General features: G+C 58.9%; 11 protein-coding genes and 1 pseudogene. 3 read left to right on the forward strand and 9 right to left on the reverse strand.

Going from position 1 to position 12,115, the window contains the following annotated elements:
• Nucleotides 1-49 precede the first annotated feature (49 nt).
• A complete protein-coding gene (locus tag ACH9L7_RS18555) occupies nucleotides 50-2,227 on the forward strand; it encodes an ATP-binding protein (protein WP_396613685.1) in 2,178 nt (725 codons plus the stop codon).
• Between the two features lie 99 nt (nucleotides 2,228-2,326).
• Nucleotides 2,327-2,920: a DUF4255 domain-containing protein gene (locus tag ACH9L7_RS18560; RefSeq protein WP_396613686.1), complete on the forward strand. Its 594-nt coding sequence runs from the start codon at nucleotides 2,327-2,329 to the stop codon at nucleotides 2,918-2,920.
• An 18-nt stretch (nucleotides 2,921-2,938) separates the two neighbouring features.
• Here the strand turns inward: ACH9L7_RS18560 and ACH9L7_RS18565 are convergent, their stop codons facing one another.
• The 6 genes from ACH9L7_RS18565 to ACH9L7_RS18590 form a co-directional block, all read right to left on the reverse strand.
• Nucleotides 2,939-3,403, reverse strand: a complete 465-nt coding sequence (locus tag ACH9L7_RS18565; protein ID WP_396613687.1) for a phage tail protein — start codon at nucleotides 3,401-3,403, stop codon at nucleotides 2,939-2,941.
• A gap of 26 nt (nucleotides 3,404-3,429) precedes the next feature.
• The gene (locus ACH9L7_RS18570) at nucleotides 3,430-3,699 is read right to left on the reverse strand and encodes a DUF6760 family protein (protein WP_396613688.1); all 270 of its coding nucleotides are present in this window, start codon (nucleotides 3,697-3,699) and stop codon (nucleotides 3,430-3,432) included.
• Entirely contained in the window at nucleotides 3,696-4,232 is a 537-nt protein-coding gene (locus ACH9L7_RS18575) for a hypothetical protein (protein WP_396613689.1), read from the reverse strand. Before ACH9L7_RS18575 ends, ACH9L7_RS18570 begins: the two co-directional genes overlap by 4 nt.
• 155 nt (nucleotides 4,233-4,387) lie before the next feature.
• Nucleotides 4,388-4,834: a phage tail protein gene (locus tag ACH9L7_RS18580; protein WP_396613690.1), complete on the reverse strand. Its 447-nt coding sequence runs from the start codon at nucleotides 4,832-4,834 to the stop codon at nucleotides 4,388-4,390.
• Nucleotides 4,835-4,886: 52 nt separating this feature from the next.
• On the reverse strand, nucleotides 4,887-6,611 hold the full coding sequence (locus ACH9L7_RS18585; protein ID WP_396613691.1) for a phage tail sheath family protein: 1,725 nt from the start codon (nucleotides 6,609-6,611) through the stop codon (nucleotides 4,887-4,889).
• Nucleotides 6,612-6,799: 188 nt separating this feature from the next.
• Nucleotides 6,800-8,044, reverse strand: coding sequence for a hypothetical protein (locus ACH9L7_RS18590; RefSeq protein ID WP_396613692.1), 1,245 nt, complete (start codon nucleotides 8,042-8,044; stop codon nucleotides 6,800-6,802).
• A 191-nt stretch (nucleotides 8,045-8,235) separates the two neighbouring features.
• Here ACH9L7_RS18590 and ACH9L7_RS18595 point away from each other — a divergent pair, with 191 nt between their 5' ends.
• Nucleotides 8,236-9,237, forward strand: a complete 1,002-nt coding sequence (locus ACH9L7_RS18595) for a hypothetical protein (protein WP_396613693.1) — start codon at nucleotides 8,236-8,238, stop codon at nucleotides 9,235-9,237.
• A 19-nt stretch (nucleotides 9,238-9,256) separates the two neighbouring features.
• On the opposite strand, the pseudogene ACH9L7_RS18600 reads toward ACH9L7_RS18595, so the two are convergent.
• From ACH9L7_RS18600 to ACH9L7_RS18610, 3 genes and pseudogenes are all read right to left on the reverse strand, one after another.
• Nucleotides 9,257-9,370 (reverse strand): annotated as a pseudogene (locus ACH9L7_RS18600) (DUF4157 domain-containing protein); the annotation flags it as partial.
• A gap of 39 nt (nucleotides 9,371-9,409) precedes the next feature.
• Nucleotides 9,410-10,387: a hypothetical protein gene (locus tag ACH9L7_RS18605; protein ID WP_396613694.1), complete on the reverse strand. Its 978-nt coding sequence runs from the start codon at nucleotides 10,385-10,387 to the stop codon at nucleotides 9,410-9,412.
• 2 nt (nucleotides 10,388-10,389) lie between these two features.
• Nucleotides 10,390-11,976, reverse strand: a complete 1,587-nt coding sequence (locus ACH9L7_RS18610) for a DUF4157 domain-containing protein (RefSeq protein ID WP_396613695.1) — start codon at nucleotides 11,974-11,976, stop codon at nucleotides 10,390-10,392.
• Nucleotides 11,977-12,115 lie beyond the last annotated feature (139 nt).

Below are 12,115 nucleotides of genomic sequence, written 5' to 3' on the forward strand. Positions count from 1 at the left end.
AAATATATCTCCGAGAGTTCTTAGTGTTGAAACACGTCGAATTCTGACAATGAGATACGAGGACACAATCGAACATCTGCTGGACGAACTCGGGTGTCTCGACCTGCTCCTGCGCGAACTTCTCGGGAGCCGTCACGAGGAGCTACCACGCTCCGAACTGGGATTGGCCGGACGGCTCCAGTCCGGTGAGTCACACACCACGCCAGCGGAGACGCAGTTGGTGGTTCCCAGTCGCGTTCGAGGCGACCTCGAACGGTACCGGGCGGAAATCGAGGAGAAACGAACAGCCGCTGTCGATGAGGGTGTCGAACTGCGACTCCACACTCTCGTCGATGCGTTCGACCTCACCAGACAGCATCTGGACGTGCTGTTGCTCGCACTCTTTCCAGATGTTGACCCCGCCGGGGCTGAGCTATTCTCCGAACTCCACAACGATGCCAGCAAACAACGGCCGACAGTCAGTCTCGTCGCCGACCTCTTTTCGACGACACCCGCAGCGTTTCTGACCGCGACCGACCTATTCGGTCAAGGGTCCCCTCTGTCCGAGTACCGTCTTCTCGTCCTCGAACCGCCCGAAGGGTCCGGGCGGGCTAGCTCCAAGCTCGACTACTCGCTTCGCGTCAGCGACCGCATCTACGCGTTCCTGCTTGACCACGGCACTGTCGACGTTGGTCTGAGAACACCGTCAACGCTTCAAAATAGCGCCGCCAACGCATTCGTCACCGAAACGACCGCCGACGCCACGCTCAACGACTTGCTCATCGAAGAGGACACCTACTCTACGCTCGCGGCACTCCGTGACAGCGGGAAGTCCGGGCGTCGGCTGTACTTCTACGGACCACAGGGAAGCGGGCCCCGGCGAGCCGCTGAAGCCCTGTGCGAGGAGGCGACGTACCTCCAAGTCGACCTTCCGACGGTGGTCGAAGCCGGCGCACTCGATATCGTCGTACGGGAGGCTGCCCTTCAGGCCCGTCCGGTCGTGCTCTCCGGTGCTGACGAGGTGACGGCGGGTGCCACGGATGGAGACCGGACGCTTGTCTCGATTATCGACCGCTTCGAACCGGTCGTGAGCGACGTATTCGTACTCGGTGAGTCCCCCTGGACACCCGCAGGTACCAACCAGCAGGTAGTGGACGCACTCGTCGAGTTCGACCGTCCGTCCATTCCGCTCCGGCGGGAGTTCTGGACCGCGCGCGCCGACGACCTGCCTGACGACCTCGATGCCGAACGCATGGCCAGCACGTTCGACCTGACGTTGGGCCAAATGGAGTCTGCACTGGCGGTCGCGAACACGCTTGCAGGCGACGACGACCTGACCGTCGAACACGTTCGAAAGGGATGTCGTGCGCAATCATCCAGCCGGTTGACTGACCTCGCACAGCACGTCACGCCGAGTGTCACCCGCGAGGAGGTCATCCTCCGAGAACGGACCGACCAGAAACTCGACCAGTTGCAGGCACACATCTCGAACCGAGGCCAAATCTACGACGACTGGGGCTTCCGTGGCACGGACAAGAGTACTGGTGTGGTCGCTCTGTTCAAAGGAAAACCGGGGACCGGGAAGACGATGGCTGCCGAGGCACTCGCCAACGAGGTTGGCATGCACATCTACAAAATCGACCTCTCCAGTGTCGTGAGCAAGTATATCGGCGAGACCGAAGAGAATCTCGAACAAATCTTCCAGGCGGCCGAACAGTCGAATGCAATCCTGTTGTTCGACGAAGCTGACTCGGTGTTCGGCGACCGGGCCGAAGTGTCGGATGCGACGGACCGATACGCCAACGCCGAAGTGAACTACCTTCTCCAGCGCATCGAGACGTACGACGGTGTCATCTTCCTGACGACAAACTACGCCTCGAATATCGACGAAGCATTCACGCGTCGTATCAACCACACGGTTCGGTTCGAGAACCCAAAGGAAGCGACTCGAAAGGCAATCTGGAACGCAGCGTTCCCGGACGAGACACCGACAGACGGCATCGACGCCGAGTGGCTCGCCCAGTTCGATTTCAGCGGCGGCGAAATCGCATCGTTAGCCAAACGAATCGCCGTCGAGGCGGCCAGTTGTGACGCCGAGTCGATTCAGATGAAACACGCTGTTCGAGTACTGGAACGAGACTACCGGGATGCTGGTCGTGTAGTCAGGAAATCGGAGTTCGAACCGTACGCGGATGCGCTCGCAGAACCCCCACAGGAATCGGAGCGTCGTCGACGCAATCGACGGTGACCTCGCCCCGGAATCCTTTTTCGGCCGCTCTCCGAACGGTCGTCGTATGCGAGCGTGCGATGAGACGAGACGGCAACCGTGTTGGGAGCGATTCGACCGATGACCTACGAAGCAATCCGGTACGTGAGCGAAGCGCTCGTCGACCTTCTCTCAGAGACCGCCGGTTACCCGGGGTTACCCGTCGACCCCGACGAAATCGAACTCCTCTCACCGGAGGACATCGGCCCGAACTCGACCGTTCGAATCGGGTTCTATCCCTATCGGGTACGAAAAGACGGCTCGGTTGGGTCGATGAACACGACCCCGGTCGGAGAGTCGTCCCGGCGCGACCCTCCGCTGCCGGTCGCTATCGACTACTTGGTCACGGCCTACCCCAGAGACGACGAAGACAACGTTAGCGGAACCATCGGGCAACAGCAGGCGCTCGGGCTCGTTCTCCAGACACTCAACGACGTGAGTGTGCTCGAACCGACCGATATCGAGGGTCTCGACCAAGAAACCCGAATCGCACTGTCCATTACTGACCCACCGTTCGACGAGGTACTCTCGCTGTGGGCGCGGTTCGACGCCACGTATCAACCGTCAGTGACGGTCGAAGCGTCACCAGTGATGATTCAGTCCATCAACGAAGAAGCGTTCACGCGTATCGCAGAACGCGACATTGGCGTCGAACGGAATCCCGAAAACAGGTGACTGCGACGTACTCCGGAGCTACTTCGGTGCGCCGGACAGCTTGTTGAACTTCTGGTACGCGAGTTCGATAGTCTCGATAGCGACACCACCCTGTCGGCCACCGACGAGGTCAGGGCCGCGCCAAGTGGTTGGATACGCACCGAGGAACTGCCATCCCCACGTGTTCGGTCCCATGAAATTTTCCCGAACTCGCACCGTCACGTTCTTTCTCGTCACGTTTCCACTCATCACGTCCTGTATCCACTCCCAGAACGTGACATCGTTCGTCAGCCCTCGCTGGAGAACCAGGTTGGCGTGTGCGAACTGGTCTGGGAGTTGGTGGACGTACTCGTCGACGCCACCTTCTCGATACGAGACAGTCTCTAACTGCATCGCGATTCCGGAGACTTCCGAAAAGCCCGCGACGGACTGACCGTCGATGAGGACCTCGAAGTTGTACTGTCCGTAGGGTCTTCCGTCGGACGAATTTCCGCTGTTTGACATGGTCGTGTACGTGGTTTCTCGTGGGGTTACTCGTGGCCTAGCTCGTCCAGCGACTTCGAGAGCACCGTGCCACCGTCGCTGTCGTCGAGGAAGGACGCTTCCTGTTGTTCGGGGTGGCGCTCCGGAACAGTTCCCTCGTTCCTGTTCATCGCGTCGTTGATGTCGCTTATCTCCTCACACCACCGCTGACGCTCCCAGTGGGACATCCCGAGGACTTCGTCGCGGCTCCACCCGAAGTGGTATGCCACGAACGCGACTTCCTCGAACAGGACGTCAGGGTCGTGGAGGTGAATCACTCGGCTGGATTTCCCGGTTCCACGTCCTCCACGAGGGAGTCGCGTTCGTCATCCGACGCGTCTGCGACTGTGGAGATATCTCGGAGTTGTGCGTCCGAGTCATCGCTTGCAGTCGCGTCCGACTCCATCGTCGCGATTCCGTCACCGGATGCGTCGGTAACGTGTGCACCAGTTTCGACTTCGACGGTGAACGGTTCACCGCACTCCGGACAGGCGGTATCGACCGCATTCAAGCCGGTGTTGTTGATGCGCTCGTACATCACCTGCAGGTACTCGAGGTCCGAGACGAAGAGGCTCTGGATGACGCTTTCGTCCACGGTGTCGAGCGAGCCAAGCTCCGTGACCGTTCGCGCGAGCAGCACTATCGTCAGGTACGACGAGTTAGACTGAACGCGGGGGTTGTTCAGCGGTTGAATTTCGTCTGCGGCAGTCGCAAGCCGCATTCTCCCTTCCTTGTGAAGGGTTCCTTCGTCGTCGACGTAGCCCTTCGGCAGGGTAAACTCGAACTCGGTCTGGAGCGTCTGATTAGTCATCTGTTACCGGCGTTGTTCTTTCGTGTTGATAATTATTCTGTTAACGTGGCCACACGCGGTCCCGGTGTGGAGGTAGCCTTCGCTGTCGAGGTGACACTCCTCCCGGAACCTGTCGATTGCATAGCCATCCGTGGGGTCAGTGGTGTGGTTGCCCATTACGAGCGGTCGACCTGCATCATGTCGAAGTCGACGACGAAGGTCTCGACTGCAATCTGGTCGCCACCGGGAGTCGCGTTCAGGGTCGGCGGACTGTACTGGATGACCATCGCCCCCTCCATGTTGTAGCGGGCGACCGTCTTCCCGGTACGGTCCTTGAGGAGCACCGCAATCTGCTTTTTCGCGTCCTTCTCGCGCCCCTCCTCGGCGGCCTTGAGCCAGTCGTCGAGAGCCGAGTTCGAGTTGTCTGCGGTTCGGGCGAACTCGAGTTTGGTGTACGTGACCTCACCCAGGTGCTTCGTCCCGGAGGCCATGTCGGTACCCTCGCGGTAATTGTGCGTCTGGACGTTCTTCTCGGGGAGCTTGACTTCGACGACGCCCGGGATGTTCGTCCCGTCGAGTTCGACGTCGAATTGCGTGTTTGCGATTGGTTGTGATTTGGACATTGGTTAAGTCGGTTATCGGAGTAGCCGGTTGGCTGGCGGTTCGACGGTGCAGTTAGGCCTGCTCGGTGTCCTGGCTGATGCGGAAGATGACGAACTCGGCGGGCTTGACCGGTGCGACGCCGATTTCGACGATGAGGCGACCGTTGTCGATGTCGTCTTCGGACATCGTCTCCTCACCGCACTTCACGTAGAACGCCTCGTCTTCGCTCTGGCCCTGCAGGCCGCCGTTGCGCCAGACCGTGCGCAGGAAGTTGTTGACGGACTGCCGGATACGACCCCAGGTGTCCTGGTCGTTCGGCTCGAAGACGGCCCACTGCGTCCCTTCCTTGATGGATTGCTCGATGTACAGGAACAGGCGACGGACGTTGAGGTACTTCCACTCGGGGTCGGTCGAGGTGGTACGAGCACCCCACACGCGGATACCGCGGCCCTGGAAGCTACGGATGCAGTTGATTCCCTTCGGGTTGAGAACGTCCTGTTCACCCTTGGTGATGTTGTGCTGGAGGCCGACGATGCCACGCAGCGCCTCGTTTGCGGGTGCCTTGTGGACGCCGTGTTCCTGGTCCGTCCGGGAGTAGATACCCGCGATGTGGCCACCCGGCGGGACGAGCTTTTCGCGGTTCGTGACGGGGTCGAGCACCTTGACCCACGGGTAGTAGTACGCCGCGTACGTGGAGTCGACCGGCGTCTCCATCTCGGAAATCGGACCGGGGTTCTGCGGCGACTGCAGAATCGCAAAGCGGTCGCCCATGTTCTCACAGTGCGCGACGAGCGAGTCGGTCAGACCCTTGACGTCGTTTTCGTCCGGTGCACAGACCATCGAAATTTCGTCGATGGCTTCGAAGCCGGCGAGGCCGGTTCGGAGACCGGGCTTGTTGACACCTTCGTAGTCCTTGAGGGAGACTTCACCGTCTGCCTCGGGCTTCTCGGTGACGATTTCGGCGTCAACGTCGCGTTCGCCTTCGCGGACCTCTTCGAGTTCGACGACGAGTTCGTCTTTGTCCGTTTCTTCGTCGAATTCGAGTTCAAGCGGCTCGGCGATGTTTTCGAGACTCTCCTGCTCGAGTTCGTCGAGGTTCTCGGGGATGTGGACGACAGTCTGTTCTTCACTGCCTTCGACGACGCCGCCGTCGGAGTAGGCCGTCGGGTGGCTATCGCGGTGCAGCCACGTCAGGCCCTCGACGGGCACGCCGTCGCCCTTGTACTCGATATCGACGAGGACCGAGCTTTCGAGTTGCTTCTCGTAGAAGTTGCTCGTTTCGGGGTCGGCCGACAGCCCGTCGTAAACCTCCTCCACATCGGGGGACGGGTCGGGACGGTCGCCGTGCGGCTTCTTGACCGACTCGAGGTCCTCGGACCAGTATCGGACGACGATGTCGAACTGGCCGGGGTACTGACTCTCTTCGACGATGACAGCGACAGACTCGCCCCACTGGCCGGGACCGTTGGCTTCGACTTCGGCGACTTCGGTACCGTTTTCGTCTGCGAGGATGCCAGTCGCTACGTCGTTAACGTCAGCACCGCTGACTCGGCCGATGTAACAGCGGCTCCCACCGTTCTTGAAGAACCCATCGACCGCCGCATCGAGATTGGAAGACTTCGGGCTCGCACCGTAGAGCCGTTCGAAGTCGGAATAATTCGTGATGAGGCGGGGTTCGACCGGACCGCGCTCGGTCTGACCGAGGAACCCAGCAGTACTAGTGCTAACCCCCTCGACGGATTTGCTTCCGCTTTGAACCTCTTCGACATAAACGCCTGGAGACTGATATCCACTCATTTGTCTGATGACTCCAACAAATCAATACTCTAACCTGTCTCTCATAAATGTTGTCATCGTGATTATTAATTTAAATCTTATGGCAGAATTGGTTTTGTGAGATGAGCGTGAGTAATTCGTTGATTTGCAGTCGGTAGCGAGCAGTACGCCGAGACGCGAGGGCGTCGAATTGACCGGGAAACCGCTAGTCAGCGTTCCATCGGAACAACGTCCAAGAGGACTTCGAGGGAGTCGGCTGCTTCACACACCTCGTCGTGGGCGTCGACCTGGTCTAGCAAGGACCGGTCTTCCTCAACTGCCGATTGCAAGTTCGACACTGCACGGAGATAATTCTCGAGACTCTCTTCGGTGGTTACGGGTTCGAGGCGGTCCCCGAGTTCGACCAGTTGGTCGACGAGGTTGTCCAACTGCGTTTCGTACTCCTCCTCCCGAACACGAACTGCCGCCAAGTCCTCGCGGGACCGGTCGACGATACCACGTGCGAGTTGACTGGCGCTCCCGCTCTGTTCTTGGACTCTGTCGGCCAGTTCCTCGAAGAACCGAATCCGGTCTTTGATCGTCTTTCGCATGACGTATCTCGTGAGCGACCGACGGTCGTCTTTGAGTGTCTCGACCTGTGTTTGGAGTCCGTCCAGCGCCTCCATGATTTCGTCGACCTCTTCGGGAACATCCATCGGTTCCTTCGTGACCGGGGTTCGATGCGGGTTGTCGGCGTCCGCAACGTGGTCGACCAGTACCCCAAACAGGAACTCGCTATCGAAGACGACTGGTCGCGCTGGCGCATCGTCGAGAGGAACCCAACTTCCATCGGGAGTGCGTTCGAAGGCCCCGACGAACACGTCCGGACTGCGGCTTCCTCGATTTCGCTGGTATTGCTGGTAACTCTCAGAGAGTGCTTGCCGGAGGGTTGTTGGGTCTAAGTCGCCCGACTGGAGATTCGGAATTCCGACATCCGGCACGACCGTTCCATCATTCGGTGGCGTCTCGCGGTACGTGAGCGTGAACGACTCGACGGTGCGGTTGGGTGCGGTATCGTCAGCGACTGCACCGTCCGTGTCCGGTACCGGAATCGTCTCCATCGTGGCCTCGGCGAATTCGAGAAAGAGATAGACAGTATCGTCCGCAGGCATCGGGACCGACTTCGTCGTGGGTTGCTCGACGACGATTGGCCGACCATTGCCGTCGAGAGCCAATCCCGGTGTCAGCGTCACATCGAGACCGTCGCCCGTCTCCGTCACAGACTGCACCTCGATACCGTGAACGATTCCTTTGCCATTGAGGAACCGATTGATAGTGTGTAACCGTTCGGCGTGATACGCCTGTTCAGCCTGCATATCCCGGGGCGTCATCAACTTCCCCTTGAAGAATCGATTCTTTTGGAATTGGGATAGAGCAGGCGTATCTGAATCAGAGTAGGAATCCTCGCGTGGCATACAGTTAGAGTATGATAACGATATCACTATTTTCTAATAAAATGTTCGGCCTATAGACACGATATACCAATGTCAACATCCGCCGCGTCACTTTCTGTGTCCATCCGAGTGAGCACACGAGAATCAGTCACACGACACGAGTACGACACTCCAAGCCATCTTCAAAACACGCCGCACACCGCTCCACTCGTATGAAGGTCACAGAGCACACCGAAACAGACCGGACAGTCGAATTGCGAATCGTCGACTACGAAGGGGTACACCACCGTCTGACCCACTCCACGGACGGACAGGTCGAAAACCACTGGCACGACCAGTACCTCCCCGAAGGAGATGACCGGTCGATAGCCGAGGAGGAGCGACTTGCGCGTGTCGAGCGCTTCGCGAAATACTACCTTTCGCGTACAAACCACACCACCGTCCTTTCGCCATACAGCCACACCGACCACATTGCAGACCCCGACCGACTCGCTGTAACGACTCTCCTCGTCGGGTCGATGGCTCAGGACACACTCGAATCGCATCTCCAGACGTGTTACGACCAACTTGCCGCGCTCCAGGCGAACGACGACCCGCCGGTCGCACCCCCACAGGCGGCACCGGATGCCGAGTGGAAGCGAATCGAACAGGACATCCACCTCACGTTGGATACCGAGGCGATACGACGACTGTCCGAAGTACTCGTCGAATCGAATAGTCTGGGTGAGATACGCCGCGCACTCGACATCCGCCCCGACCGTGACGATGCAGACTTGTTCTCCCGTCTGAATCGCATGCTCTCGACAGCCGAATCGGCCGCTATCGAAAACGCAAGCAGCGAGCGGTTTATCCGCGTCATTTCGCCGCTTCGCGTTCACTGGAAATCAGACGACGGTCCAACGCGCGTCGAGTACGGCGACCGAACCGAGCCTGACGAGGAGGCAACACTCGCTGCCCGTATCCAACTCACACCAGCCCACCTGCCGATTATCTCGCTGGCTGCCTTCCAGCGCACTCTCGTCGACCACTTCCGCTGTCAACTTCGAGATTGCTACGTCGGGATGGGGCTTCGGCCGCCCACCGATGTGCGAGTGACCGGTCCCGGTATCGCAGCGTGTACCGACCGCTACGAACGCGCCGACACACTCCAGAACTACCACAACGAACACGCGATTATCGACTGGACGGGACTCGCGCCGCGGCCTGAGTTGTGAGCTACTAATTTACTAGCCCGCGCTGTGCCGTCTCCTCAGCCTCGCGCTCCAGACGTTCGTCGGGGTCGATTTCCAACGCACCCGTCTGCGGCAGCATCGACACTGCACCGCCAGTCTGCTGGCGAACGTGCGCGGGTCCACAACGATTTGTCGTCAAAGAGAGCTCCCGAGATTACGTCTCGGTCTGGTCAGTGTCACTCCCTCGGAGCACCGACGATATCGTTTCGAGCAGCCCCTCTTCTCCATCCTGTGATGGGTTGGCTAACCTACTGTCGGCACCGTCTGGATTACCAGCGCCGATTCCCTTTCGCTTGGCGTTGATGACACTCTGTTTTCCGAGTTCCCCAAATCCGTAGTCGAACTCAAGTTCGTAACCGGGGATGTCGGCTTCTTCGAGGTGGTAGTCCTCGTAGACGGTAATCTCCTCGTTGTGGTACCGGCCTGTGAGTTCGTCGTTGCCGCGGCCCAGCACACGATATTGTTCGGGTGGTTCGAGACCTGCGCCGATGTAGACATCGCGGAGTTGGCACCGGAGATGGTAGACGACAAACTCTTGGAACACTTCCATCGAAGGGACGTACTTTCCAAAGAGTTGGAGGCGAGCGTCGGACTGCCGGTCGGGGAACGGGTCGTTGTTCCAGTCCTGGGTCTTGTCACCATTGTCGTCCAGATACTGGAGGTGGATGTCCGAGACAGCCTCGATTTCGTCGGTGTCGTCGAGGTATACGTCAATCAGGTAGAGGATGTATCCATTCTGCGGGACTGATTCTGGGTGTGGAACAGGTGGGGTGACACTGGGATGGTTGGAGAGCACCTGGTCGTAGGCGTCGCTGAAGTACGACTCGAACTCCTCGACCGAGAGGTCCTCGATTGCCTGCTTGACCTTCTTAATCCCCGGCAGATTTTCCTCGGGAGGGAACGGGGTGTATTCAGTTTCTTGGTAGACGTGGTAGCGGGCGTAACGGCGAGCCTGTGCTACCATCTCGCTTTCGTCAGCCGTTCGGTTCGATGGCTCGTCCGCGTATCCGTCCTGTAGATGGCCGTCCTTCTCACCATTATAGCAGATTCCAATCTTGTGTTGGACACCACTATTATCGTGAACCTCTACACCGAATCCATCATCGGTTTCTTTCTTGATTTCGGCTTTCATGGTCAGAAGTCCGTTTTGTCCGTCGCCGAGCCGGTTGTGTCTTCATCAGTGCTGTTCACAAGACCGTTCTCAAGCATGGAGACGACTTGCGGCAGTATAGTGGTAATGGTCGAAACCACGCCCATAGCTAGGATGACACCACCCATCGGGCCGGTTGAGGCTGCAGTCGCGAGGATTCCCGACAATGTCTTCTCAGCAGACGCGACCGACATGTAGTTCAGCAGGATGCTGACTGCCTGCCCTGAATACGGACTGTCGATCTGGTCGGCGAGGTTTTTCAGCGCCTCTTTCTGCTTGTCGGATAGTCGGATATTCGACCGGCCAATCGTCTGTTTCAGTCGGTTGTCCAACTCCGAAAGCCGCTGTTCGAGTTTCTCTTGGTCGTTTTGGAGTTCTTTGACCGTCTCGAAGGTCTCGTCAGGGCTGTCGAAGTGTTCGAGGCCATCGCTGTTTGTCCGACCCCGGTCGGCTTTCATCTCGGAGATTGCGAGGTCAGCACGCAAGTCGGAGTCTTCTAATTCCGCCAGTAGCTCTTGGTTGATATTCGAAGCAATGTCGGCTTCTTCCAACAGATTCTGGGCTTCTTTCAGTGCCTTGAGATTCAGTGCGTCGTGGCCTTTGGCCCCGCTGTGGACCGTGCCACTGACCTTGTAATTCTCGACGATTGCGGCGACTTCGTCTGGTTCCAACTCTGATTCGCTCGCAATCGCTTCAATCATCCCTCCGATGGACGCTCCATCGATGTACTCGCCTTCTCCCATCCGCTGGACGTGCACGTCGGAGTGCCGCATCCGGAAGATGCCCAGCTCCCCACCACGCATCACGCGCTTGGCCGTCTCCTCAGCCTCGCGCTCCAGACGTTCGTCGGGGTCGATTTCGAGTTCACCCGTCTGCGGGAGCATACTTACCGCCCCGCCAGTCTGCTGGCGAACGTGCGCGAGTTCGTGTGCGAGGACGTGCTGACCCTCCGCGGAATTCGGGTCGTACTCACCGTGGTTGAACGCGATATGATTCCCAACAGTGAACGCGCGGGCGTTGATGTCCTCACAGGCTTTCGCGGCCTGCGGACCCGTGTGGATGCGAACGTCACCGAGCGAGTCGCCCATGCGCTCCTCGATAGCCTGTTGAATCGAGCTATCGAGGTGTTGGCCGGGCGACGAAATTACGTCCCGTACCGAATCGGGAACCTGCGCGTCACCGGCTTTCGACGCCTCGTGGTGCGCATTACGACTGCGCTGGACTGACTTGGCGTTTCGGCGCTCGATGTCTTTCGGCACCTCCGCGGGGCGTTCGTCTTGGCGCTCGCGGAACTGTCGCATGTCCCGCGGTTTGCCCATCGTCTCAACGGTCATGCCTTCGTCGGCCCACTGCCGTACTTGACCTGCGCCGTGGCTCTGGACGAGGCGCTGGACCTTCACCTCCAGTCCGTCTCTGTACATGTCGAGACCGAACAAGTCCTCACACTCCGTCACCGACAGGCGGGGACCCCGCTGACGGCGTCGGTGTCGTGACGAATCCGCTTCGTCACGATTCCAAACAGAGGACCGCTCGGTCTCGGCGGTGCTCTCTCGGGCGGTCCGAAATCCCATCTTTACGGTGGATTGACATTCATTCTATTAATTCTTTATTGCTGAATCGTGTGGCTGAAAAACAGTGTGTCCGCCTGCCGGGGCCACAGTGACACTAGCACCCGATACGCGGTCGTACGGCCATGTTTGGACACCGTAC

The sequence above is a fragment of the Haloferax sp. S1W genome (assembly GCF_044593955.1).
GTDB lineage: Archaea > Halobacteriota > Halobacteria > Halobacteriales > Haloferacaceae > Haloferax.